This window comes from Vibrio tetraodonis, assembly GCF_003350295.1.
GTDB classification, from domain to species: domain Bacteria; phylum Pseudomonadota; class Gammaproteobacteria; order Enterobacterales; family Vibrionaceae; genus Vibrio; species Vibrio tetraodonis.
The window spans coordinates 17,052-41,156 of sequence record NZ_QLYY01000029.1 but is presented as its reverse complement, the minus strand read 5'-3'; the positions used below and the strand labels follow the sequence as shown (position 1 = coordinate 41,156).

The window sequence follows — 24,105 nt, the reverse complement described above, 5'->3', positions numbered from 1 at the left end:
TTTTCAATCATTTAACATAAATTTAGCGATATACTCATAGACAAATATCAAAACAGCCCTATTCTGCATACTCACTTACTTAAAGGCTTCAATACGTGTGCATTATCGAGAAATCAGTTAAAATCTCGATAAAGCAATGTAAAAAATAGTATAACCAAGGAAAAGTTATGGCGGAAAGTAACCACTTTGACGTAATTGTTATCGGTAGTGGTCCTGGAGGAGAAGGGGCTGCAATGGGGCTAACCAAAGCGGGACTCAATGTCGCCATCGTTGAGAAAGAAACTAGCGTGGGTGGCGGATGTACTCATTGGGGGACAATCCCCTCAAAATCACTTCGCCATGCCGTCAGCCGTATCATCGAATTTAATAACAATCCTCTTTTTTGCCATAACAACACCAGTCTCCATTCTACCTTTTCTAATATCTTAGGCCACGCTAAAACTGTGATTGATAAACAAACGCGCCTAAGACAAGGATTCTATGACCGTAACCAGTGCTCCTTAATTTTTGGTACCGCACGGTTTACCGACAAGTACACCATTGCTGTCGCACAGGCTGATGGTACAGAAGAGCTGTATAGCGCAGACCGATTTATTATCGCAACAGGATCTCGCCCGTACCAGCCTAAAGACGTTGATTTTACGCATGAACGCATTTATGACAGCGACTCTATCTTGAGCCTGAGTCATGACCCTCGCCATATTATTATCTACGGTGCTGGCGTTATTGGTTGTGAATACGCCTCTATCTTCAGAGGGCTTGGCGTTAAAACCGACCTTATCAATACCCGTGATCGCTTACTGTCTTTTCTCGATAACGAGGTATCGGATGCTCTATCTTATCATTTTTGGAATAGCGGTGTTGTGATTCGAAATGATGAAACCTACGAAAAAATCGAAGGTACTGACCAAGGCGTTATTATCCACTTAGAGTCCGGCAAGAAAATGCGCGCAGACTGCTTACTATTTGCCAACGGACGAACCGGTAATACCGATAAGCTTAACTTATCAGCTGTAGGGCTCAGTGCTGACTCAAGAGGGCAACTAAGTGTAGACAGCAATTATCAAACCGATGTTGAGCATATCTATGCTGTGGGTGATGTGATCGGATATCCTAGCCTTGCGAGCGCTGCCTATGACCAAGGCAGATTCGTTGCTCAAGCAATTGAAAAAGGGCAGGCAGACAGTCACCTCATTGAAGATATCCCAACCGGTATATACACCATCCCAGAAATCAGCTCGGTTGGTAAAACCGAGCAAGAGCTCACTGCCGCTAAAATTCCATACGAGGTGGGACGCACGTCATTTAAACACCTCGCTCGGGCCCAAATTGCAGGTAAAGATATAGGCAGCCTAAAGATTCTCTTCCACCGTGAAACTAAAGAAATTTTAGGTATTCACTGTTTTGGTGAGCGCGCTGCCGAAATTATCCACATCGGCCAAGCTATCATGGAGCAAAAAGGCGAAGCAAACACCATAGAGTATTTCGTCAATACTACCTTCAACTACCCAACCATGGCAGAAGCCTATCGGGTTGCTGCTCTTAATGGCCTTAATCGTTTATTTTAAGTAGTAAATCTGCGCAGCCACTTCTGATCGAGTGGCTGTAACTTACACCATAAAGAAGCGCTCTTCTCGCCATTGGCGATAAAAAATCACACCCAAACTCATGCCCCGCATTGCCATAAAGCCCAACATGGCTAACCACAAAGCATGATTACCCATATCCGAAAAGCCAAAGAACAAACCAAAAAAGACACACATAGCACCAAACATACTATTGCGCATTTCTTGGCCCTTTGTTGCGCCAATAAAAATTCCATCAAATAAAAAGCACCACATGGACACAAGTGGCATAGCCACCAGCCATGGAAGGTAAAGGTTAGCGGTGTCTGCTACTTTGGAAATATCTGTGATTAGACTCACTAACGAAGAACCAGCAAGGCTAAACACTAGAGTTAAGCCCGCGCAAATCACCACCCCCCAGAAAAAGGTTCCAATTAAAGAGCGGCTCAATTGCAGTTTATCTTTGGCGCCAAAGGCTTTACCCACTAATGCTTCCATTGCGTAAGCAAAACCGTCCATACCATAAGAAATAATCATTAAAAAACTCATCAACACCGCATTGGCAGCCACCACATCATCTCCAAAGCTCGCACCTTGGAAAGTCATAAAAGTGAAGGTCGCTTGTAAACACAAAGAGCGCAGAAAAATGTCACGATTTAACTTGATGAACCTACTCAGTCCGTGGGAAGTGTCTTTCACTAACGTAAGCAGCTTTGGCAACTGTTTTTGTTGCCAAGTTTTATAGACACACCAAAGGCCAAAAATCATACCGCTATAATCAGCAATAACCGAGGCTAAAGCGGCTCCTTCTACTTTCCAACCCAAACCCACAACAAAAAGAATATCCAAAGCAATGTTTGTTGAGTTAACAATGATAACCATCCACATAGGGGCCTTTGAGTTTTGTGTCCCCAGTAACCAGCCTAAGAGAACGTAGTTGACTAGAGCTGCTGGAGCGCTCCATACGCGAACAGAGAAATACTGCTGGCCATAATATTTCACTTGCTCACTGGCGCTACTGACTGAAAATACGAAATCAGCAATAAATGGATGAAGAACAATAAACGCTAATGCAAACCCCACTGCCATAAGAAGACCTTGGGTGAAAACTATCGCAAGCTGCTTTCCGCTGTCTGCACCATAGGATTGAGCAGCGAGCCCAGTGGTAGACATGCGCAAAAAGCCAAGCAGCCAAAAAGCCACACTGATCATTGTGCTGCCTAGAGCTACGCCACCTAAATACCAAGCGTGCTCTAGGTGGCCAATGACTGCTGCATCAACTAAACCAAGAAGGGGTACTGTGATATTGGAAAGCACCATAGGGATAGCAAGTAACAACACTTGCTTATGTAGCGCTTTATCACAAAGGAGTCGTAAGATGTTCAAATTATCCACCATCTGGTATTAGAGAGTGGAAATTGTAACCGGATTACCAGCGAAGCTGAATCACTACTGGTGTTAGTCTGTGCTTAAAAGAGCTAAATTTTGTCAGCCAGCGCTGCCAAAACTTCCAACGCCCACAATGTCTATCAAGAGGAGAAAAAGTTCTGACCCAGCGAGACCACGGAAGATAGTTAAGTACCGCATCTCCCGGCGAAGAATACCCATGGCTGTATGTCCCTGAGCCCATTTTTTTCCCTAGCCGGCTTGATGCTCTATCGCCTGCTAGCACTATACATGCTATTGCTGAATCAAAGTGACGCCCCAATGCTTGGATAAACTTACCCACTTGCTTTTCACTGCAATCAAGCAAAGCGTGCTCACAAACAATTAAAACTGGCGTCTGCTCTGAAATTGGAAGCTGCTCAAGCCAAGATAGGTCATCAACATAACCGCAGATATGTTGGTAGCGCTCACTTTTATGGAATAGCTTTTGGCGCCACAATAAGTTCTCTGTCACATCCAACTCTAACCAATGACAACGTCCGTTATCTACACGATAAAAACGGGTATCTAAACCAGCACCAACATTGATTATCCAGCCGTCCGGGTGCTGGGAAAGAAAATGATTCACTCGCTCATCACAAATCTGAGTTAAAGTGGCATGGAGGAGCTGTTTCTGGTCAATATCTCCTGACAAGCATTCAGGTGCGAGCTGACAACGTTGGCAAGCAGTAGCTGCTATCGGATCATATACTAAACCATCATCAACCAAACTTTCTCGGCTGCGAAACCATAGAGGCTGAAGTAAATTAACAGGAACCTGGTAACGATGCCCTGAAACCTTTTGTCTAGCGACCATTATCATCTTCCTCCATTATTAGGAGTTAGATGATAATGAATATCAGTTAACAATTCAAGTTATTGAGAACAATTCTCAGTTAAAAGGTGCGAACTATGAGCCATATCTCTAAATGTTTATGATATCCACACACCAAACAGTAGAGATTCAACCATCAATATCTACATCCAATCGGTATTACGAATAATACCAACCGCTAAACCTTCGATAGTTAAGTGCTGACTGGTGAGATCAACCTTAATTGGAGCAAACTCCTCATTCTCTGCATGCAATAGGACAGTAGAACCCTTACGTTCAAGTCTTTTCACAGTTACATCATCATCAACTCTTGCCACAATAACCTGACCATCATTAACATCTTGTGTCTTATGAACAGCCAACAAGTCACCATCCATAATCCCAATATCTTTCATGCTTTCACCATTAACTCGTAATAAAAAGTCTGCTTGAGGCTTAAACATGGAGGGATCCAGTTGGTAGTGAGTTTCAACATGCTCCTGAGCCAGAATCGGTTCTCCAGCTGCCACCTGACCAATGAGAGGCAGCCCAGCAGCATCATTGGCGGCGTCTTCTAACAAGATACGAATACCGCGAGATGCTCCTGGAATAATTTCAATCGCTTGCTTGCGAGCGAGAGCTTTGAGGTGCTCCTCTGCTGCATTGGCTGAACGAAAACCAAGCTCTCGAGCAATTTCCGCTCTTGTTGGAGGCATACCTGTATCTTCAATTTTGCTTTTGATCAGATCATATACTTGTTGCTGGCGTGGTGTTAGTGGCTTCATGACTCACCTGTCTTTTTATACAGTTAACTGTGAGTATATCCAGCAATCGATTAAATGAAAAGCCAATTGGTGTTTTTTTGATTTAGTTAACCTTTTGACTACAAAAACAATACTTCTACCCACACGTAAGCAGTCAATAACATAGTTAGCATCACAGCTGCAGAGCCAATATCTTTTGCTCGGCCAGACAAGGGATGCTGCTCTGGACCAATTCGGTCCACCACAGCTTCAATTGCACTATTGAAAAGCTCTGCAATCAAAACCAAGATAACAGTAGCAATGAGTAAAATACGCTCAATCTGAGTGATATCCAAGATCACAGCCGTGGGTATCATGATGACGCTTAGTACGACTTCTTCACGAAAAGCTGGCTCATTGCTAAATGCAGAACGCAAACCTTGGCACGAGTATCGAGTCGCATTTTTAATGCGTTTTAATCCATGAAGTGTTTTCTGTGTCACATGCTTTCCCTCATAGCAAATCAACAAATATTGATCCCAACACTTTAGCTTTGTCGACAAGTTTATTGCTTAGCATGAAGACCGTAAGAATAAAGTCAACAGACTCAAAATATTAAGTGACATCGACGTGCTTATGTTCAATTTACGGTAAAAGGTTCGACCAGTTTCTGGTATTCTTGCAACCCCAAAAAAGTCAGCGTTGGTGAAGCTCAGCGTGGCTTCTGCGATTTATCTGTTTTTCGAGGCTATAAACCTTATGTCTTCAGGACAATCATTACCAAGTGCATTACTAAAACTGCCTTTATCAATGATGGTAAAAGGAACAACCATTCCCTCCAATCCCATTGAAGATCATGGTATTGATCTGAACAAACCCATAGTTTATGCGCTGCCCTATCGGTCGAGTGTTGATTTGCTTACGCTCCAAGCGCAAGTCATTCAATTGGGTCTGCCGGATCTGTTCACTCCGATTGAAATCAATGGTAAGTCGTTCCGGCGCTACGTGTTCATCTCTTCTCGTCAAACTGTGATGAGTAACGATCATAATGTGCCTAATGAGTCGATTGCTCTGTTTTATGAGCTACTTGAACAGCATAAACATGACAATAAACTCGATGTGCAAGTTATCCCAACTTCGGTATTATGGGGAAGAAAACCAGGAAAAGAATCAAAAAAAACACCTTATTTACAGGCGCTTAACGGTCCAGAAAAAGCGATCGCTGTCCTGAAATATGGTCGTGACTGTCTAGTTAGAATCAGTCCTGTTGTATCACTTAGGTATATGGCTGACTCCCATGGTACTGACGTATCAATCGCTCATAAGCTTGCGAGAGTGGCTCGCATTCATTTCTCACGCCAAAAGTTAGCCGCTTCTGGACCAAACTTACCCAACAGAGAAGCCCTTTTTGCTCGTTTAATGCGTTCAAAAGCGATTATCAAGGCGATCGAAGATACAGCCAAAACTAAAAATATATCACTAGAAAAAGCTCGTAAAGAAGCCCACTCGATCATGGATGAAATCGCCTCAGATTTCTCCTATTCAATGATTAAAAAAGGCGAGCGACTACTGAGTTGGCTATGGAACCGTATTTATCAAGGCCTCAATATCAATAATGCATCAGTGGTGCGCAAACTAGCTCAAGACGGCCATGAAATAGTCTATGTGCCCTGTCATCGCAGCCATATGGATTACTTGTTACTATCGTACGTTTTGTACCATGAAGGTATGGTGCCACCACATATTGCTGCTGGTATTAACCTTAATTTCTTTCCTGCAGGACCCATATTTCGTCGCGGCGGCGCTTTCTTTATTCGCCGCAGCTTTAAAGGGAATAAACTCTATTCCACTATTTTCCGTGAATATCTAGCAGAGCTATTTTCCAAAGGTTACTCAGTGGAATATTTCAGTGAAGGAGGCCGCTCTCGCACTGGTCGCCTGCTGCAAGCTAAAACGGGCATGTTGGCAATGACAATCCAAGCTATGCTGCGCGGTTTAAATCGCCCTGTCACCTTGGTCCCGGTTTATATTGGTTATGAGCATGTCATGGAAGTCAGCACATATGCAAAAGAGCTGAGAGGGAAAAGAAAAGAAAAGGAAAATGCAGGACTGGTACTAAAAACGATTAGGAAGTTGCGTAATTTTGGCCAAGGCTACGTCAACTTTGGTGAACCAATTCAGCTTAATCACTATCTCAATGAGCACGTTCCAGAATGGACACAAGACATAGATCCTGTTGGTAGTGCCAAACCTCAATGGATAAACCCTGTAGTCAACGTACTTGCTACTAAAGTCATGACAAATATCAACGATGCAGCGGCAACCAACGCTCTGACGTTATGCGCTACAGCTTTGCTCGCCTCACGTCAACGTGCTCTATCAAGAGATAGCTTGATTAAACAAGTGGATTGCTACTTGGCACTGCTAAAGAATGCCCCCTATTCTTCTACGTTTACCGTGCCTAATGAAAGCGCGGAGGAACTAGTTTGTCATGCAGAGTCATTGGACAAATTTGTCATCGACTCTGACAGTATGGGCGACGTAGTCTCTCTTGATCGCAACCAGTCAATACTGATGACCTACTACCGCAATAATATTATCCACCTATTTGCGATTCCCTCTTTGATTGCTCAGATCCTTATCCGTCACCAAAAGCTGAGTTTGAAAAAGATTAAAACCAATGTTGCCTTGATTTACCCTTTCCTAAAACAAGAGCTCTTCCTAAGTATTGAAGATGATAAGTTAGGTGAATTCACTGAATCGACGATTGAGGAAATTGCTCGCTTGGGCCTTGTTACTGTAGATGGGCGGCATAATGTGGCAATCAGACAAGATAATATCCAAATGCTGATGTTACTGGGCCGTACAATTACCGAAACCCTTCAACGCTATGCTATTACACTCAATCTATTACCGACCAGCCCAAATCTGAATAAAGGAGATTTGGAGCAAAAAAGTCAGGAAATAGCCCAAAGACTGGGACGTCTACACGGCATTAATGCACCAGAGTTCTTCGACAAGGGTGTATTTTCATCCATGTTAACCACTTTAAAGCAACAAGGTTATTTAGATAATGATGGAAGCTGTGACCAAGAAAAAAGCCAAGCGCTCGCTGACCTACTGTATTCATTACTCTCACCAGAGGTATGCTTGACTATCAAAGAAAGTATTTGCCAAGCATCAGAGACGCCATAAGTGCGTAACAGCAATCGTCGAAACAAGAAGAGGCAACCTGTTTAGGTTGCCTCTTCTTTGGAACATCATTAGCCTTTACCAGAAACTGAGCCACAATCCAGCAGCGATTGCCATGCCAACATAGTTATTGTTTAAAAATGCACTAAAACATTTTTCTCGCTCACGATAGTAAGTAAGGCGCTGCTGAAACACAAATAAACCAGTCACCAGCACCAAGCTCAAATAATAGGTAAACCCTAAGTCATACCACCAACCTAAAGCAATCAGCATAATTAACGTGGTCAGCTGCAATAAACCAATCACTAACTTATCCCAGCGTCCAAACAAAATGGCCGTCGACTTAATGCCAATTTTAAGATCATCATCTCTATCAACCATCGCATATTGAGTGTCGTAGGCAATGGTCCAGATGGCATTGATAGTAAAGATATACCAAGCTACAGGAGAGAGTTCTCCTGTCTGAGCTGCCCATGCCATAGGAATAGACCAGCTATACGCCAACCCCAGAAAGAGTTGAGGAAGGTGAGTATAGCGCTTCATAAATGGATAAATAAACGCCAAAACCAAAGCAATCAATGACAACTTTATTGTCAGCGTATTCATGGTCAAAACCAACAAGAAAGACATCAGACACAAAATCAAAAATAAGCCTATGGCTTCAAAAGCACTAACTCTACCGGAAGGTAAGGGTCGCTGATGAGTTCGCTTCACATGGCCATCAACCCTGCGATCGGCAAAATCATTAATAACACAACCCGCTGAGCGCATAAAAAGAACACCAAGACTAAATACGATCAGAACTTTTAAATCAGGCATGCCCTGCGCTGAGATAAATAGAGACCATAATGTAGGCCACAATAAGAGTAATGAACCAATGGGTCTATCCATTCGCATTAATTGCCAATATGCGTGTGCTCTTTTAGCAATCATTCACTCATTCTCCTTACTGTAAATTGGCGCGCTAGGTAAAAATAGCTCAGCAATCAACATTGGCTTTTGATTCACCCATAAGCGAGAACGACGTGCTAGGAAATCACCATCAGACGTTTTTAACCAAGCGACTTGAAGAGAATCACGCTTAATGTCATCAGAAGTAAATATCGTCAAACCCAAAGGTTTCTCGCCCTGCATAGTGAAATCAAACTCATGATCCTCCATGGATGAATTTGGGATCAAAGTTCGACCAAGCACCCAAGGACAACCATCACCTCTCAGCACGACCTTTCTCAGTAAGCAGGGTTCTCGCTGCAAAAGCTCCACTTCCTGACTATTAAGTTTCTCTGCTTTAACCACTTTGTTATGCAGTAAGTCGACACTTAATACTTGGCAGTGAGTTTCCAGTAAACGAGACAGCGACCCTTTCTCTAGCAGCCATTTTTTCGAAATGTGAGTTGGGAAGCAGAACTTATCAGGATCTTGCCAGTCAGCTTGGCGAAGAGCAGATAAATAGAGCGAAGTAGATTGATTCATACTAGTATTCAATAAGTAGCTTTGTCGCCATTGCATGAGAGGATGGTTAGATTATAGAGCCATCGCTTAATTGTCTCGTGCACAATTCTCTAAAAGTGTTCTATTGTAACAAGAGTCTGGCGATTCTAGTATCATCATTCGAAAAAAGAAAAGACAAACCTATGATTAAACGTTGCTTAGTCCAGTTATTGTTTACATTGAGTATACTGCTTAGTTTTTCTTCATTAGCTGAAGGTGAAGGTGAAGATAAACTGGCTTATTTTACTCTTGAACCCGACCTCACCACCAACTTTTATACCAAGGGCAAAGAACTCGGATACATTCAGGTTCGCATTGACATCATGGTAGCTAACAGCGCTGATTTATCCATAATAGAACTTCATCAACCACTGATACGAGACGCGGTTATTGAACTCCTCGGGAAACAATCAGGCGATACTATTACTTCTCTGGCAGGACGAGAAGATTTACGCAAGACTTTAGTTGATAAGCTAAACGCCATTTTATTACCAGAAACGGGTAGAACCGTTATTGCAGACCTATTGTTTACCAAATACCTGTATCAATAAATAAAAGCGAGGCGGCTATGACTGCCTCATTCTTCCAGCATCCAGCAAACCAATTATCACTCCACAAAGCAAGCCAACCAAATGGGCGGTATTTGCTATTGCCATAAAAGGCTGAACAAAACCAAGCACTAGCCATACCAGCATAAATCCAATAATAGGTCTGGGTATACTCAGTCCAAGATGCGGCGCTTTGTATCCTAGCATCCAAAGGTAACCAACTAGCGCATATACTACGCCAGACAAACCGCCAAAATTAGCCCCTTCGACCCAATATTGCCCAGCACCAGAGAGAGCCGAAGAAACAAAAAATAGCTGAATCAGCTTCTTCGCTCCAAGTTTTTGCTCAATATCTCCGCCCAGTTGCCACCACCAAAGTAGATTAAAGGCAATATGAACGATGGAAAAATGCAACAACGCATGACTAATCCAGCGCCACAATTGCCACTCTTGTCCAGCGAAAGCGGGAAAATGCAATGCTGAGAAAACGGCCTTGCCAGTCCCAAATTGTTGCAAGAAAAAAACTAGTGTACAGAGGACCATCAGAGATAAGGTTACTGGACCAGCTTTTGCCTTCAGCATGGACATCATTGAAGGAGAAGAATAATGAAATTGGTTAGTGCGACTTTCAGCCATATCCCAAGACGCGGCTTGATAACGACTATCGTTAGGGCTTTTTAGGAAACGTTGCAACTCTGACTCTGTCTCTATCTGATGCTGGGGATCAACTAACCATAAGGTAAACTGATCCCTGCCTTCAGGCATCATCTTAATATTGATACCCCGAGACTCCATATAATCAATAAAGGCTTGGCCCATTCGAGGATTAGGTAGTGAAGCAAGTCTTATCATGCTTATACCTAAGAGCAATTTGGCTCAATAGGCAATTGAGCTCTTTGCCAAGCTTCAAACCCGCCATCAACGCTATACACCTGTTCATAACCTTGGTTAATGAGATATTGCGCAGCGCCTTGGCTACTGATGCCATGGTAGCACATAACTAAAATAGCCCGCTCAAACTCCACTTCGTCCATAAACTGAACCATGGTGTCATTCGTCAAGTGGTAGGCTTTTGGTGGATGAGCGATCGCAAAAGACTGAGGATCACGAATATCAACTAAGCGCGCATTTCCCTCTTCTACTAGCGCTTGCGCACCTAAGACATCGATATGTTGAAATTGATCCATTCTACGGCCTCTTTGTAAACACCAATATTGAGAGCTATTGTAACCTATCCAGTGGTAAACAAGTACACTCTGTCAATATGGTTATCCACTTTTGGCTATTTCTTTACCATCTGTGGATAAATCTGTGGATTGCGTTGATAAGGTATACAAACAACAATCGATCCACAACATATAGTAATGATCCTTATTTTTCTGTGTGGATCATACAAAATATCCCCAATCAAAAATTAGCCCTAGAGCCTTTGTTTACCCGTATTTTTTACATTAAGCAAATAAATTTCTCACAGAGTTACCCACAGGCAAGTAACGCAAAATTCGATCCAACACCCTAGTATCGAAATAGTTTGTCGATCCCAAAAAACAAAAAAACCGAGACCTTACGATCTCGGTTTTTGAAGTACTATCAATTTTAGCTAGAAGTCACCAACGGCAAGTTTAAGCTTTTTCATCGCATTCTTCTCTAACTGACGAATGCGCTCTGCAGAAACATTATAGGTCTCAGCTAGATCCTGTAGAGTCAGTTTGTTATCTTCTAACCATCGAGAACGCACAATATGCTGGCTGCGATCATCAAGGCTTGATAACGCTAAACTGAGACGCTGGTTGGTATGAGCTTCCCAGTTTGCCGCTTCAACATTATCCGCAACATCTGAAGCCTTATCTTCAAGGTAAAGCATCGGCGCTGAGTAAGACGCCCCTGCATCATCATCATCGCTTTGCAATTCAAACGCAGCATCTTGTGCCGCAAGGCGAGATTCCATTTCTCGAACCTCTGCTGGCTCTACACCAAGCTCTTTGGCTACTGTTTCTACCTCACCATTATTAAACCAGCCCAAACGCTTTTTTGACTTACGTAAGTTGAAGAAAAGCTTACGCTGAGCTTTAGTCGTTGCTATTTTAACTATGCGCCAGTTTCGTAGGACATATTCATGAATCTCTGCCTTAATCCAATGAACGGCGAATGAGACAAGACGTACGCCAACTTCTGGGTTGAAACGTTTGACCGCCTTCATCAGGCCAATGTTGCCCTCTTGAACTAAATCTGCCATTGGCAAGCCATAACCAGAATAACCCCGAGCAACATGCACAACAAAGCGTAGATGAGAAAGAATCAAGCCTTTAGCCGCTTCAATTTCGCCATCATAATGTAATCGCTCTGCCAGCTCACGTTCCTCTTCAGCACTCAGCATAGGGTAGCTGTTCACTGTACGGATATAACTATCTAAACTATCTTGTGTAACTACAGCCATTGGATATGTTTGGTTAGTCATTCATTTCCTCATTTAAATACGAGATCTGGGTTTGGTTTTGTTCCGTTAATCTTGAATCTAACGTGAGCAAGATTCAAGCATATCAGAACTATTATGCATAAACCTTTCACTGATACAAGTAAAAGGCTCATTATGCCTGACTCTGTTTTGAGACAACACAGGCTTACACTGGTTCAATTTCTTTCAGGTGACGCTGAGCAGAGATTTTTGCAGCCAAGCACCCGAGGAAGACTCCGAGCATTAATAATAATAGACTTTCATCCCAACTCAAACTCACTAGCCGAAACTGGCTGTCATAGAGTAACGCCAACTCTTCCACACTTGTATTGAGTACAAGCGTAATTAAAACCGTTAAAGCCCAAGCAAATAAAGCACCTAAGAGACCAAACCACATGCCTGAATACATATATGGCCTCAAGATGAAACCATTGGTCGCGCCTATCAACTTCATGGTCTGGATTTCTTCTTTGTTAGCAAGCACATTGAAGCGTAGAGTATTCCCAACAATCAAAAATACTGAACCCAACATAAGCACTGAAAGTGTAACGACAATCCCACACACTAGCTTTTTTATTGCATCCAACCGCGTTAGCCAATCTTCGTCCAAGCGAACATCAGTGACTTCCTCCTCTTTCGCAATGTCGGAGGCTAGTTGCGTTATTTCCGCTTTATCTTCAGTACTAGGTGTAACAACTAACACACCAGGTAAAGCATAATCATCAAGCAATGATATCGCCTGCTCAAAGCCGGAATGCTGGCTCAAATCTTCGAGACCCTTTTGAGGAGAGATGTATTCTACTTTGGAAACCTTATCCATAGTTTCCAATTTATCTTTTAAGACCATAATCCGAGATTCAGGAGTTTGCTCTTTTATGTAGCCACTCACTTTGGAAGGGCTGGTCACATTCACTGAGGCAACAGATATATTCTTCCCCAACAAATACAAAGCAGAAGGCATAGCCAAAGCCATAGAAATCACTGCTAGTGTGAGAGCATTACCTAAAGGGCGAGACCATATCTGTGCGAAAGACGCTTTCGCCTGCCTGATATGAACCGCAATAAAACTATCACGCTTAACATGATTTTGAGGTCGAACTTTAGCGGTTTTTCGATTGCGCACATTAGGCATAGTCTTCTACCTCACTTAGAAAGCCCTGGTTCAGCTCCAGATGACGATATTGTGGGCGAGTATTCACTAGCCCCGCATCGTGAGTGGCAAGCAATATAGTTACACCTGCACGATTAAACTCTTCAAATAATTTCACCACTCGATTTGATAAGTCTGGGTCAAGATTACCTGTAGGCTCATCAGCAAGAAGTAACGTAGGCCTATTAACTACAGCGCGAGCAATACCGACTCGCTGCTGCTCTCCGCCCGAAAGCTGGCTTGGTAAACACTTAGCTTTATCGAGTAAGCCAGTTTTATCTAGCGCAGCACAGACCCGCCGCTTGATATCGCTCTCAGCAATAGACTCAATACGCATGGGTAAGGCAACGTTATCAAACACCGAACGATCCATCAGCAATCTATGGTCTTGAAAAACAATACCTATATTACGACGTAGAAAAGGTATATCTTTGTTTGGAATACGAGTGATATCATGATCGTTGAAGCTGATTTTACCATCCGTTGGTCGCTCTATCGCACAAATCAGTTTGAGTAAGGTGCTTTTACCTGCCCCTGAGTGCCCTCCGAGAAAAGCCATCTCACCACGACGCAAGTAGAAATCCACTTTCTGTAAGGCTTGTCTACCACCACGATACGCTTTACTTACTTGCTTAAACTTTATCACTCGTCATTCCTCTCACTAGGCCTAATCTTCGCGGCTAAATAAAGCGTCTATAAACTCCTGAGTCTCAAACGGACGTAGATCGTCAATATTCTCTCCCACGCCAATATAGCGAATAGGGATCTGGAACTGATCCGCGAGAGCGAAGATAACGCCCCCTTTTGCTGTTCCGTCTAGCTTAGTTAAGGTAATCCCTGTCAAGGGCGCCACATCACTAAACAGCTTTGCTTGGCTGATCGCATTCTGGCCTGTTCCTGCGTCCAATGTCAGCATGATCTCATGGGGTGCGCTATCATCGACTTTCTTCATTACTCGGACAATTTTTCTTAACTCTTCCATTAAGTTAGCTTTATTTTGCAAACGTCCAGCCGTATCTGCGATAACCACATCAAACCCTTTTGCTTTTGCAGATTCAATCGCATCATAAATGACTGATGCACTGTCTGCACCAGTATGTTGGGCAACCACAGGAACTTGGTTACGCTCTCCCCACACTTGTAGCTGTTCCACAGCTGCCGCACGAAATGTATCGCCAGCAGCTAACATCACCTTCTTACCTTGAGCTTGGAACTGCTTGGCTAGCTTACCTATGGTTGTTGTTTTACCTACACCGTTTACACCTACCATCAAAATTACGTATGGCGTTTTATCAGTTTCAATCTCAAGCGGTTTTTCAACACTTGCTAATATTCCCGCCATTTCTTCTTTAAGCAAACCATACAGAGCTTCACCATCTTTAAGCTCTTGGCGAGAGGCTTTTTCAGTTAAGTTATCAATGATTTTTAGCGTGGTATCCATACCAACATCGGCAATCAGTAATTGCTCTTCCAGTTCTTCAAACAGCTCATCATCAATCTGCTTGCCTTTAAACAAACCAAAAAAGCCAGCGCCAATATTGGCTTTCGTTCGAGCCAGACTGCGCTTTAGACGAACAAAAAAACTCTCGGTTGGTTTCTGTTGCTCAACGGCTCTGCCTTCTTTTTGTGGTTCTACGTCTTGTAGTGCTTGTTGACTCTCTTGTACAGGTTGTTCAATAGCCTCTACCTGTTCAACAACTTCAGTGATGTCCTGTGATTTCTGCTCATGGGTTGTTTGCTCTTCTTCACCAAAACCTAACCAAGAAAGTAATCCGCGTTTCTTTTTTTCCGTCATCTTGGGATATCCTAGATCGTCTTAACATACTCTGACACTTTTCATCGGGTATTGTCCCGATTACGAAAAGAAAAATGACAACAAAGTGAAAAGTTTTCAGCACAGGTGTGATGGTATACACTTTGTCATCAACAAATTTGGGCTTTACTCAGATCGAACTCACTGAGCGACTGGGTATAGTATCACTTTATTAGCGGTCAAAGAATCTATGGTACGACGTCGCCACCAAAACACATCACAAAAAAAGCCTTCCTCCGGTTTTGTGCGGATCATTAGTGGCTTATGGAGAGGGCGAAAATTGCCTGTTCATGATGCAGAAGGGTTGCGCCCAACCACTGATCGTGTAAAAGAAACTCTCTTTAACTGGCTGGCACAAGACATACCTCATGCTAAATGTCTTGACCTATATGCAGGCTCTGGTTCTTTGGGCTTTGAAGCTGCTTCTAGGCAAGCGGAAGAGGTTACTATGATTGAACTCAATCAAAGTACATTTGCACAATTAAAGCAAAATATCTCATCGCTAAATGCAAAAAACCTCACAGCCATCCAGACTGATACTCTGAGCTATTTGCAGCAATCTGGATCGCCCCATCACATTGTCTTTATCGATCCCCCCTTTCATAAAGGCTTATTGAAACAAACTGTTTGTCTTCTCGAAAACAACGGATGGTTGGCAGACGATGCCATGATTTATATTGAAACAGAAAAAGAGCTTAAGCTGGAAGGCGTTCCCAGTAATTGGCATTTACATCGTGAAAAGCACGCAGGACAAGTAAGCTATCGGCTATTTTTAAGAATTCAAGACGACAAGAGAATATTATGAAAGCACTACTGATAATGGCTAAAATGGCAATTGGATTTGTATGGCTAATCCTGCTGCTAAACTTTTTTATGCCCTTCCCAGGCAAAGCAGCCATTGCACTCTATATATTAACGGCCTTTTTGTTCATGATGCACGGCCTACAATCAGCTATTTTCATTGGCGCATTTGGCGACAAGATTGAGATGACAAAGTGGGAAAAGTGGTCAATTTTAATATTTGGCGTATTCGCCCTGCTGGATATTCGCCGCAAACATATGATGTAACGTGATATTAAACGGCCGCTTATTATGAGCGGCGGTTTAATTTTAGCTGAGATAACTTTTGACACCGTTAAGAAACATCTGAGTAGAAATCATCACGAGTAAAAGTCCCATCAAGCGCTCAATCGCCTTAAGCCCTCGCTCTCCCAAAATTCGGTGAAAGAAGCTATAAAACATAAGAATAAAAAACGTCGCTCCCCAAGCCAACATTACAGCTGCGGATAGCTCCACTAACTTATCTGGATGCTGTGTTGATAAAAGCAGTAAGGCTGCGATAACCGAAGGTCCAGCGATCATAGGAATCGCCATAGGTACGATGAAAGGCTCTTCACCCGCGGCTAGGCCTGTAATGCTTCCCGCACTAGGGAAAATCATTTTAATCGCAATAATAAATAAAATGATTCCACCAGAGATACTCAATGTTTCGGGCTGTACATGAAGAAAGCTCAAAATCGCCTTGCCTGCAAATAAAAATAACATCAATATCAACAATGCAAAAATCAACTCTCGAATTAGCACTTTGCGTCGGCGCTTTGGGTCCAAATGTTTCAAAATCGATAAAACGATAGGGAGATTGCCAAGCGGATCCATAATAAGAAATAGCATGGTCGCAGCAGAAAGGATTTCCATCAATGAGCCTCCAAAGGCAGAGAGTTGCGAGCCTCCATATTTAGCCTGAGCACTCTGATCATTGCAAGCAAATCAACTCTCACATTGATGAATAAAACAATAAATCATCAATCGGAGTTATTAGATCAATCTATCATGGCTTTGTACTCGGCGCGTCGAATGCTTGATTATCAAGTAATTAAGGAAGCGACAATCAAGGAATGGGCAAGTAAATAACTACCAGAAATCAAATAACGGCCATAGGTGATAGAGTGTTTATAATCATGTACCGCCAAAAGCGCCGCAGAACACGTCAATGTAAGGGTTCCCAAAAATCCCATCATGCTGGCCACTGTGTCTGCCGTTAGCCATAATTCTCCTGCAGCCCAATTAAACTGAAATAAAACCATCCCCATAATGACTACGGGGAAAATGACCCGATCTATTTTCGGCAGCATAAGAAAAAAAACGACGACACCGATCGCAAGCAGCATAGCTGGAAGCCACCATACTATTCCACCAGACAGCATCAACCAATAAGCAGCGCTATAACATAGCTGAGAAAGAATAAACGCTGAAAAGCATAGCTTTTTCTTTTTTTTATAGACGTGTAGAACATCAGCAAACATAGAAACCACTATGCCCAAGGTAACCCACCATACGGACACATCATCAGGCTTACCCTGCGTCCACAGTATAATCACCAGCATACAAAGAGAAAGTGTTTTAAACACAGCAGCCTGATCATATTGGCTGCGTTCGTTAGCATTGACGCTAATGAACCCCGATAACGCGACTGAAAGCCAGCTCCACATGCTTCCCCCTACTCAAAATCAAGTCGCCAGTGTAGGCAGGCAAACAAAGAAGTCCAGAAATGAAAGACAAAATTTCGATCTGGGTTAGGCTCTATAATGAGCATTGTTATCACTAAAAGTGAGAATAAAAATGGAAAACTTACCCATTTTAGCCATCTCACAACCAAAAAACCAACCACACAGAAAAAATCAAAGAAAACTTACAAAACCAAATCCAAAAATAATAAAATCAAATTAAAATCAACACCTTAAATAAACAACTAGGAGTTCAATAAATATACATTTTTATATTAAAACCTAACTTACTCAAAATCACAAAGGAAAACCAAGGCTATTTCGGTTTTCCTCATAGGAAAACTCCACTAATCATACATTTTACCTAACCATGACATTGGTATACCTTAAAAAACACCACAAACAGTAAACTATATAAAAAACCAAGACAAAATAATCAAAAAACAATTAAAAATCATAAGTTTAATATGAATATAAAAATTAAAAACAAATTTTAAACATATAAAAAGTCAGCTTTAATCATGATTTAACCTAACTTTATCTGTCACTTTAAGGGCCTTAGCCGCTAACATCATGAGATTTATAATAATTAACACTTGATCAAACTATGAAAGTACTGCTATTCTTAGAATCATAGATTAAAACATAAGCATCGAGGAGCAGGGTTATGATTACTTCTTCACAAAAACAAGGACTTGTAATGATCGCAGTTGTTGTTGGCCTAATGACGCTGCCAATGATGTACTAGATCATATCCAATTAAACAAAAAGGGGCGCGTTGGCGTCCCTTTTTGTTTTGTGATAGCTTTATAGTCAAATATGGATCGTTTATTCGACAAATGACAACATTTGACTATTTTCCGCGTAGTTACGGTTTTAAAGGCTTAGCTACAAATGTTTGGACAAAGTGTCCCAGTGAGCATAATAGAACAAAAGTGCAGCCAAAGTTATCAAAGTCATTAGAGTAATAGCAGCCCTCCAGACAAAGCGGCTACTTCTTGGGGTTAACTCTTTTTCACATTCATCACACACAGCAAGAAAGTCCTTACGGCTCTCTAATTGGTAATCATCTTCATGGACAACTTTATTACGAATAGTTGCGATATAGCGTAGTTTTCCAATAACATCGTGCGGTAGGCGCTCCTCGCAGCTGGTAACCAGTTGATGTAACCCCTTACCCTCTGCGTGATACTGTGTACGAAGCAGGGTTTCAATCTTCCGTGTCCTCGTTACTACCTTTTCTATATCAGACATAATACTCTCCATCGCTACTATCATTAGCGTACAAAACCAGCCTCCAGCCAAATATCAACACTCAAAGCTCACTATCTATAACTAACTTTAATCCATTAAGTAATGTAGAATAATCAAAGACTAGCCATATCAGGATACTGAAAAATAACTGGCTAACGTGTGATGTGTCTCGAAGAATGCTACATAGACAAAGCCAAGGTAAGTTGTCGATTTATGTACAAAAAGAATTACTGGCTCAAAATGTCAATATCACATTGGTGTTCACTATTTTCAGTTCATAAACCTTGGTGATAATGTTTTTTGGCAAGTATTTGATGCCATCAGTTCGTTGAAAATAGTCGACAAAGTGCACTTCTGCATCGTTATAACCACCTTCATACCTATAGGCTAGAGGCACAGAAAACCACATCAAACATAGCATCCATCATCTTTTCATTTTCAACTCTTCAACCGTTTTTAACCACCATCAAAATATAACAACAAAAGAGCCGACCAAAATACAACCTCAGTCAGCTTTCTGTTATAAAAACCATGGTTGTCTATGCAGCTTGGTGGCGCCTGCTCGGTAACTGAATAGAAATTAACGTAGTTATAAGAATAAAAACAAAAGAAACCCACAAACAAGCAGCCAGCCCCGCTATCTGAAATACCCAACCCGAGAGCACAGTCCCGATTAAGCGTCCCATCGCGTTGGCCATATAATAAAAGCCCACATCCAAAGACACGCCATCGCCTTTGGCATAACTAACGATGAGGTAAGAGTGCAAAGATGAATTGATCGCAAACACTGCGCCGAACACGAGCAAACCTAGAATAATAACTAATTCAGGCTGCCATTCAATTTGAACCCCATATGCTATGCCCGCCGTGATGACTGCGAGCAAACCAGCCCAGAATAACGCCGCTGCACCATCTGGTGCACCAGCTTCAGAACTGCCTGTAATTTTTGGCGCGATACTCTGCACGAGGCCGTAAGCAATCACCCAAGAGGCTAAGAAGCCTCCGACCCACGAATGATTCCAGCCAAAGACACTCCCTAGATAAACAGGTAAGGCAACTACAAACCAAACATCTCGTGCACCAAACAAAAACATGCGTGCGGCAGATAAAATATTAATAGAACGCGATTTAGAAAAAATATCATGAAACTTTGGCTTATTTTTCGCCTTACCTAAATCACCTTCTAAACCATACAAGCTACCGATAAGAACTAAGGTCAATATGCCTGCCATCAAAACCACAGCATATTTAAATCCAACTAAAGACAGTAATAACCCACCAATAAAAAAGCCCACTCCTTTCAACGCATTTTTAGATCCTGTCAGAACAGCGACCCATTTATACAAAGCTCCTTGTTGCTGTTCTGGAACCAAGGATTTGATGGAGCTTTTGGCACTCATTTTATTCAGATCTTTTGCAATACCAGATAAAGCTTGTGCCAACATTACCCAAGGTATAGTTAACCATGCAGTAGGGACAGCCAACATGGTTAAAGCAACAATCTGCATCAATAATCCAAGGTTCATGGTCTTATTTAGACCAAGTCTAGCTCCCAAAAAACCACCGACTAGGTTAGTCACTACGCCAAAAAACTCATAAAACAAAAACAGAGAGGCGATTTCTAGTGTGCTGTATCCCAAGTCGTGGAAATACAAAACCACCAGCATTCTCAATGCGCCATCTGTGATGGTGAAGTTCCAATAATTGAATGTCACCAACATATATTGGCGGATATTTTTAGCCAAAAGTACACTCACAGATTATGCCTCATCTTGGTTTGCTCTCACACATGTCCTACTTTTCTTACTAGCTCAGCAGTGCGTGTTGCATAACCCATCTCGTTATCATACCAGGCATAGATTTTCACCATCCGCTCACCAACCACCATAGTTGATAGTGCATCCACTATGGTTGAGCGCTGATCACCTTTATAATCAATCGATACCAGTGGGCGTTCCTCAAAGCCAAGAATACCTTGAAGCTCTCCTTCTGATGCTTCTTTGAGTAGTTTGTTTACTTCCTCTGGTGTCGTGTCTCGTTTGACGTCAAAAATAATGTCTGTCAACGACGCATTGGCTAGTGGGACCCGAACGGCGTGACCATTAATCCTGTCTTTTAAATCTGGGAATATTTCAACAATGGCGGTAGCACTGCCGGTGGTTGTTGGAATTAAACTCATGCCACAAGCTCTTGCACGGCGCAAATCTTTATGCGGCGCATCAAGGATAGTCTGAGTGTTAGTCAAATCATGAATGGTCGTAAATGACGACTTCTCAATACCGAGGTGCTCATGGATCACTTTAACTATCGGAGCGATACAATTGGTTGTACATGATGCCGCAGTAACAATTCGGTGTTGTTCAGGGTCAAAGGTGTTATCGTTAACGCCAACTACAATATTGGCAACGCCTTCTTCCTTTACAGGCGCGGAGACCACGACACGTTTCACACCTTGAGTTAGATACTTCTTAAGCAAAAAGGTCTTACGGTGTTTACCTGTCGATTCAATCACAACATCGCAGCCAGACCAATCAACGGCATCAATATCTTTCTCACGAAGTGTTTTAATCCTTTGTCCTTGAATCAGCATATCGTCAGCTTCGACTTTTACTTGATGATGCCAGCGCCCTTGCACTGAGTCGAACTCTAATAAATGTGCTAGCGTCTGTGCATCACCTGCGACGTCATTGATCTGGATAAACTCGATATCTTCCCAATCAAATGCAGCACGTAAAGCCAACCGTCCAATACGGCCAAAGCCATTGATTCCAACTTTAATAGTCATCACTTTCTCCTATTATCTATCCTGACAACAAACTGGCCGGCCAGAAATACTATGAAGTCTTTCAACATCGTTCTGATATAGCGTTGCTAAACACTGTGAAGCAACCAAATTATCGACCAATTTCTTCATCCAACCCGGCAAGTCTTTACTTAGTTGGTAAAAAACCCACTGCCCTTGACGAATATCGACTAAGATTCCACTTGATCTAAGCTGAGCAAGGTGGCGAGAGATTTTTGGCTGACTTTCCTGCAAGGCCTCGGTCAATTCACCCACAGACAGACACTGCTCACGTTCGATCAACAATACACAACGCACTCTGGTTTCATCTGAAAGTAATTTAAAAAACTGATGTGGCAACATAACATAACCTCATTCGAATATGCGTATATATTTATTTATAAGAAAAGGAAAATCAATAGGAGATTGGCATTGTCATAAAAAGTTCATCGAATGAATTCTTAGAGCTCAAACAAGCCGGTGGATATCTCGACTCCAGCGTTGTGCTTCTGATATTCGAGCCATGACCTCATCAACCGACAAGTTAAGCTGGTGACACGCTCTTTGCATCCCGAGCCAATCGGCTTTCTCATAGCATTCTTCTAAATTAAGCAAGATACCATAGGGGCCTTGGCGCTCTAACAGCGCTTTTTCAATAGTTTGGTTGAGAGGTAACTGCCTAACGAGTTCTTCAAGAGAGAGATCCAACAAGGCGTCTAATGTAGAGAAAAGTCCGATAAGAAATGCTTGTTCCCTATATTGGTTAAATGGGTTGTCACGAGCCATCAATTGGCAAAACTGCGCACGTTGAAGAGACAAATTATAAAGCTCTTTCGGTTTTTGTATCGAGATAAAAGAAGCAACGGCGAGAGATACAAAAATTCGTAGCCTATCTTCCCCAAGATACACCAAGGCTTGGCGAAACGACGAAATAGTCACTTCTAACCTTTCGGACATCGTATTGACAAAACGAAGCAATTGGTAAGACAAGGCGACATCTTTAGCCACAATCGTTTCTACCTTTTGAAAGTCGACCTCCGTCTTGCAAACTTCACTAAGTAACTCCATTGCAATAATCTGTTCAGGGCTAATATAACGCTGCTTTATCATCTCTGGTTTACTAAAGAAGTAGCCTTGGAAAAAGGTAAACCCAGCAGAACGAGCCGTTAAAAAGTCTTGTTCAGTCTCAACACGCTCGGCAAGAAATTTACGTCGACTACCGCGAGATTTATGCTGCTTAACAAACTCGCAAGCCTGGTCTAACCCCATAGCCATAATATCAAGCTTTATAATTTGGACATAAGGTAAGAAGCGCTCCCACTCTTGGCTATATACAAAGTCATCCAAAGCAACAATGTATCCAGCAAGACTGATTTCTTTAATTGCCTCGTATAACTCATCAGTGGGAGAGCAGGTTTCCAACACTTCGATGACAACCTTGTCTTTTGGTAAGGTAAGAGGCAAGCGCCTAAGTAAACTTTTATGGGGAAAGTTAATAAAGCTGCGTGATTGCACCAAAGCAGGATTGACTCCGAGAGATAAAAAGTTCTCAACAATCAGCCTATATGTGGCTCGATTCGACTCAATATGAGCAGGATAAGCATTCTGCTCCCCATCACGAAAGAGCAGCTCGTATCCCAATGTCTGTCGCCTAGCATTAAAAATTGGCTGACGAGCTACATATGTATCACGCATTAACTACCACACACTAGGCTTTCGTTGTCGCTAGTAGTGCCCCACAAAATATAAACATGGAGCCAAATAGCTTATTGAGTTTACTCATGACCTTATCTGAACGAATAAAACGCCCCATTTGCGCAGCTAAAGACGTGTATCCAACCATCACTATGGAATCAATCACCACTGTGGTGACACCTAAAACTAAGAATTGCATTAATTGCTCACCCGCAGGATCAATAAACTGAGGAAAAAGTGCGACCAAAAAAACAACCGACTTAGGGTTAGTCAGGTTAATCAGTGTCGCTTTGCGCATCATGGCACTGGCTGGCAAGGCTTTATCAGCGTGGTGTGTGGTCAAGGTAGAGGTGTCTCGCCATTTTTGAACCCCAAGCCAAATCAGATATCCCGCTCCAAACCATTTGATAACAGTAAATGCAGTGGCAGACTGCGCGACGAGTGCGCCAATACCAACCCCAACTAACACTATATGTATTGCCAGGCCAATCTGCAGCCCCGCAACCGCAGCCAATGATTTTCGGGTACCGTAGGAAATACCGTTACTAACAGAATTTACCATGCCAGAACCGGGAGCCAAACTAAACACAACCGCTGTAACTACATAAGCAAACCAAACATGCATATCCACTGTATTTTCTCCTCGACTAAACGACCTTGGGGACACATAATTT

General features: G+C 42.4%; 25 protein-coding genes. 5 read left to right on the top strand and 20 right to left on the bottom strand.

Annotated features, from left to right (window positions below; genetic code table 11):
• The first annotated feature begins 167 nt into the window (after window positions 1-167).
• Window positions 168-1,568, top strand: a complete 1,401-nt coding sequence (sthA, locus tag DPF90_RS19545; RefSeq protein WP_114787975.1) for a Si-specific NAD(P)(+) transhydrogenase — start codon at window positions 168-170, stop codon at window positions 1,566-1,568.
• Window positions 1,569-1,610: 42 nt separating this feature from the next.
• Here sthA and dinF read toward each other — a convergent pair whose 3' ends face one another.
• The 4 genes from dinF to DPF90_RS19520 form a co-directional block, all read right to left on the bottom strand.
• Window positions 1,611-2,951 carry an MATE family efflux transporter DinF gene (gene dinF / locus DPF90_RS19540; protein WP_114787984.1) on the bottom strand — a complete coding sequence of 447 codons (1,341 nt, stop codon included), beginning with the start codon at window positions 2,949-2,951 and terminating at the stop codon, window positions 1,611-1,613.
• Window positions 2,952-2,994: 43 nt separating this feature from the next.
• Window positions 2,995-3,807, bottom strand: coding sequence for a class I SAM-dependent methyltransferase (locus DPF90_RS19535; RefSeq protein WP_114787983.1), 813 nt, complete (start codon window positions 3,805-3,807; stop codon window positions 2,995-2,997).
• Window positions 3,808-3,968: 161 nt separating this feature from the next.
• Window positions 3,969-4,589 (bottom strand): transcriptional repressor LexA, encoded by a 621-nt coding sequence (gene lexA, locus DPF90_RS19530; protein WP_114787974.1) that lies wholly within the window; start codon window positions 4,587-4,589, stop codon window positions 3,969-3,971.
• Between the two features lie 98 nt (window positions 4,590-4,687).
• Window positions 4,688-5,050, bottom strand: a complete 363-nt coding sequence (locus DPF90_RS19520) for a diacylglycerol kinase (protein ID WP_114787972.1) — start codon at window positions 5,048-5,050, stop codon at window positions 4,688-4,690.
• A gap of 256 nt (window positions 5,051-5,306) precedes the next feature.
• On the opposite strand from DPF90_RS19520, the gene plsB reads away from it, so the two are divergent.
• Window positions 5,307-7,742 carry a glycerol-3-phosphate 1-O-acyltransferase PlsB gene (gene plsB, locus DPF90_RS19515; protein ID WP_114787982.1) on the top strand — a complete coding sequence of 812 codons (2,436 nt, stop codon included), beginning with the start codon at window positions 5,307-5,309 and terminating at the stop codon, window positions 7,740-7,742.
• A gap of 75 nt (window positions 7,743-7,817) precedes the next feature.
• On the opposite strand, the gene ubiA is transcribed toward plsB, so the two are convergent.
• Both ubiA and DPF90_RS19505 read right to left on the bottom strand, forming a co-directional pair.
• A complete protein-coding gene (ubiA, locus tag DPF90_RS19510; RefSeq protein ID WP_114787971.1) occupies window positions 7,818-8,672 on the bottom strand; it encodes a 4-hydroxybenzoate octaprenyltransferase in 855 nt (284 codons plus the stop codon).
• Window positions 8,673-9,212 carry a chorismate lyase gene (locus tag DPF90_RS19505; protein ID WP_114787970.1) on the bottom strand — a complete coding sequence of 180 codons (540 nt, stop codon included), beginning with the start codon at window positions 9,210-9,212 and terminating at the stop codon, window positions 8,673-8,675.
• A 161-nt stretch (window positions 9,213-9,373) separates the two neighbouring features.
• Here DPF90_RS19505 and DPF90_RS19500 point away from each other — a divergent pair, with 161 nt between their 5' ends.
• Window positions 9,374-9,781 (top strand): flagellar basal body-associated protein FliL, encoded by a 408-nt coding sequence (locus tag DPF90_RS19500; RefSeq protein ID WP_114787969.1) that lies wholly within the window; start codon window positions 9,374-9,376, stop codon window positions 9,779-9,781.
• Window positions 9,782-9,796: 15 nt separating this feature from the next.
• Here DPF90_RS19500 and glpG read toward each other — a convergent pair whose 3' ends face one another.
• The 6 genes from glpG to ftsY form a co-directional block, all read right to left on the bottom strand.
• Window positions 9,797-10,630 carry a rhomboid family intramembrane serine protease GlpG gene (glpG, locus tag DPF90_RS19495; RefSeq protein WP_114787968.1) on the bottom strand — a complete coding sequence of 278 codons (834 nt, stop codon included), beginning with the start codon at window positions 10,628-10,630 and terminating at the stop codon, window positions 9,797-9,799.
• A gap of 8 nt (window positions 10,631-10,638) precedes the next feature.
• Complete coding sequence (gene glpE, locus DPF90_RS19490; protein WP_114787967.1) at window positions 10,639-10,965, bottom strand: thiosulfate sulfurtransferase GlpE; 327 nt, start codon at window positions 10,963-10,965, stop codon at window positions 10,639-10,641.
• 413 nt (window positions 10,966-11,378) lie between these two features.
• On the bottom strand, window positions 11,379-12,236 hold the full coding sequence (gene rpoH / locus DPF90_RS19485) for an RNA polymerase sigma factor RpoH (RefSeq protein WP_114787966.1): 858 nt from the start codon (window positions 12,234-12,236) through the stop codon (window positions 11,379-11,381).
• Window positions 12,237-12,399: 163 nt separating this feature from the next.
• Complete coding sequence (gene ftsX / locus DPF90_RS19480; RefSeq protein WP_114787965.1) at window positions 12,400-13,365, bottom strand: permease-like cell division protein FtsX; 966 nt, start codon at window positions 13,363-13,365, stop codon at window positions 12,400-12,402.
• Window positions 13,358-14,029 carry a cell division ATP-binding protein FtsE gene (gene ftsE / locus DPF90_RS19475; RefSeq protein WP_114787964.1) on the bottom strand — a complete coding sequence of 224 codons (672 nt, stop codon included), beginning with the start codon at window positions 14,027-14,029 and terminating at the stop codon, window positions 13,358-13,360. Before ftsE ends, ftsX begins: the two co-directional genes overlap by 8 nt.
• A 21-nt stretch (window positions 14,030-14,050) precedes the next feature.
• Window positions 14,051-15,178: a signal recognition particle-docking protein FtsY gene (ftsY, locus tag DPF90_RS19470; protein WP_114787963.1), complete on the bottom strand. Its 1,128-nt coding sequence runs from the start codon at window positions 15,176-15,178 to the stop codon at window positions 14,051-14,053.
• A gap of 208 nt (window positions 15,179-15,386) precedes the next feature.
• Between ftsY and rsmD the strand changes: the two genes are divergently transcribed.
• Together rsmD and DPF90_RS19460 are read left to right on the top strand one after the other, a co-directional pair.
• Entirely contained in the window at window positions 15,387-16,001 is a 615-nt protein-coding gene (rsmD, locus tag DPF90_RS19465; RefSeq protein WP_114787962.1) for a 16S rRNA (guanine(966)-N(2))-methyltransferase RsmD, read from the top strand.
• Window positions 15,998-16,264, top strand: a complete 267-nt coding sequence (locus tag DPF90_RS19460; protein WP_114787961.1) for a DUF1145 domain-containing protein — start codon at window positions 15,998-16,000, stop codon at window positions 16,262-16,264. Before rsmD ends, DPF90_RS19460 begins: the two co-directional genes overlap by 4 nt.
• A 42-nt stretch (window positions 16,265-16,306) precedes the next feature.
• Here DPF90_RS19460 and DPF90_RS19455 read toward each other — a convergent pair whose 3' ends face one another.
• The 8 genes from DPF90_RS19455 to rhtB form a co-directional block, all read right to left on the bottom strand.
• Window positions 16,307-16,891 (bottom strand): YhgN family NAAT transporter, encoded by a 585-nt coding sequence (locus DPF90_RS19455; protein ID WP_114787960.1) that lies wholly within the window; start codon window positions 16,889-16,891, stop codon window positions 16,307-16,309.
• 170 nt (window positions 16,892-17,061) lie between these two features.
• A complete protein-coding gene (locus DPF90_RS19450) occupies window positions 17,062-17,685 on the bottom strand; it encodes a lysoplasmalogenase (RefSeq protein ID WP_114787959.1) in 624 nt (207 codons plus the stop codon).
• Between the two features lie 903 nt (window positions 17,686-18,588).
• Window positions 18,589-18,954 carry a DUF4145 domain-containing protein gene (locus DPF90_RS19440; protein ID WP_114787958.1) on the bottom strand — a complete coding sequence of 122 codons (366 nt, stop codon included), beginning with the start codon at window positions 18,952-18,954 and terminating at the stop codon, window positions 18,589-18,591.
• Window positions 18,955-19,493: 539 nt separating this feature from the next.
• Entirely contained in the window at window positions 19,494-20,675 is a 1,182-nt protein-coding gene (arsJ, locus tag DPF90_RS19435; RefSeq protein WP_420855791.1) for an organoarsenical effux MFS transporter ArsJ, read from the bottom strand.
• Between the two features lie 62 nt (window positions 20,676-20,737).
• Window positions 20,738-21,739: an ArsJ-associated glyceraldehyde-3-phosphate dehydrogenase gene (locus DPF90_RS19430; protein WP_114787956.1), complete on the bottom strand. Its 1,002-nt coding sequence runs from the start codon at window positions 21,737-21,739 to the stop codon at window positions 20,738-20,740.
• Between the two features lie 12 nt (window positions 21,740-21,751).
• Entirely contained in the window at window positions 21,752-22,099 is a 348-nt protein-coding gene (locus DPF90_RS19425; RefSeq protein ID WP_114787955.1) for a metalloregulator ArsR/SmtB family transcription factor, read from the bottom strand.
• Window positions 22,100-22,204: 105 nt separating this feature from the next.
• Window positions 22,205-23,431 carry an EAL and HDOD domain-containing protein gene (locus DPF90_RS19420; protein WP_114787954.1) on the bottom strand — a complete coding sequence of 409 codons (1,227 nt, stop codon included), beginning with the start codon at window positions 23,429-23,431 and terminating at the stop codon, window positions 22,205-22,207.
• A 13-nt stretch (window positions 23,432-23,444) separates the two neighbouring features.
• The gene (gene rhtB / locus DPF90_RS19415) at window positions 23,445-24,062 is read right to left on the bottom strand and encodes a homoserine/homoserine lactone efflux protein (RefSeq protein ID WP_114787953.1); all 618 of its coding nucleotides are present in this window, start codon (window positions 24,060-24,062) and stop codon (window positions 23,445-23,447) included.
• Between the last annotated feature and the right edge of the window lie 43 nt (window positions 24,063-24,105).

Bases quoted from the DNA above. Each gene is read 5' to 3' on its own strand.
- sthA (WP_114787975.1), top strand. From the start codon at position 168: ATGGCGGAAAGTAACCACTTTGACGTAATTGTTATCGGTAGTGGTCCT.
- DPF90_RS19535 (WP_114787983.1), bottom strand. From the start codon at position 3,807: ATGGTCGCTAGACAAAAGGTTTCAGGGCATCGTTACCAGGTTCCTGTT.
- lexA (WP_114787974.1), bottom strand. From the start codon at position 4,589: ATGAAGCCACTAACACCACGCCAGCAACAAGTATATGATCTGATCAAA.
- plsB (WP_114787982.1), top strand. From the start codon at position 5,307: ATGTCTTCAGGACAATCATTACCAAGTGCATTACTAAAACTGCCTTTA.
- ubiA (WP_114787971.1), bottom strand. From the start codon at position 8,672: ATGATTGCTAAAAGAGCACACGCATATTGGCAATTAATGCGAATGGAT.
- DPF90_RS19505 (WP_114787970.1), bottom strand. From the start codon at position 9,212: ATGAATCAATCTACTTCGCTCTATTTATCTGCTCTTCGCCAAGCTGAC.
- DPF90_RS19500 (WP_114787969.1), top strand. From the start codon at position 9,374: ATGATTAAACGTTGCTTAGTCCAGTTATTGTTTACATTGAGTATACTG.
- glpG (WP_114787968.1), bottom strand. From the start codon at position 10,630: ATGATAAGACTTGCTTCACTACCTAATCCTCGAATGGGCCAAGCCTTT.
- glpE (WP_114787967.1), bottom strand. From the start codon at position 10,965: ATGGATCAATTTCAACATATCGATGTCTTAGGTGCGCAAGCGCTAGTA.
- rpoH (WP_114787966.1), bottom strand. From the start codon at position 12,236: ATGACTAACCAAACATATCCAATGGCTGTAGTTACACAAGATAGTTTA.
- ftsX (WP_114787965.1), bottom strand. From the start codon at position 13,365: ATGCCTAATGTGCGCAATCGAAAAACCGCTAAAGTTCGACCTCAAAAT.
- ftsY (WP_114787963.1), bottom strand. From the start codon at position 15,178: ATGACGGAAAAAAAGAAACGCGGATTACTTTCTTGGTTAGGTTTTGGT.
- rsmD (WP_114787962.1), top strand. From the start codon at position 15,387: ATGGTACGACGTCGCCACCAAAACACATCACAAAAAAAGCCTTCCTCC.
- DPF90_RS19460 (WP_114787961.1), top strand. From the start codon at position 15,998: ATGAAAGCACTACTGATAATGGCTAAAATGGCAATTGGATTTGTATGG.
- DPF90_RS19455 (WP_114787960.1), bottom strand. From the start codon at position 16,891: ATGGAAATCCTTTCTGCTGCGACCATGCTATTTCTTATTATGGATCCG.
- DPF90_RS19450 (WP_114787959.1), bottom strand. From the start codon at position 17,685: ATGTGGAGCTGGCTTTCAGTCGCGTTATCGGGGTTCATTAGCGTCAAT.
- DPF90_RS19440 (WP_114787958.1), bottom strand. From the start codon at position 18,954: ATGTCTGATATAGAAAAGGTAGTAACGAGGACACGGAAGATTGAAACC.
- arsJ (WP_420855791.1), bottom strand. From the start codon at position 20,675: ATGTTGGTGACATTCAATTATTGGAACTTCACCATCACAGATGGCGCA.
- DPF90_RS19430 (WP_114787956.1), bottom strand. From the start codon at position 21,739: ATGACTATTAAAGTTGGAATCAATGGCTTTGGCCGTATTGGACGGTTG.
- DPF90_RS19425 (WP_114787955.1), bottom strand. From the start codon at position 22,099: ATGTTGCCACATCAGTTTTTTAAATTACTTTCAGATGAAACCAGAGTG.
- DPF90_RS19420 (WP_114787954.1), bottom strand. From the start codon at position 23,431: ATGCGTGATACATATGTAGCTCGTCAGCCAATTTTTAATGCTAGGCGA.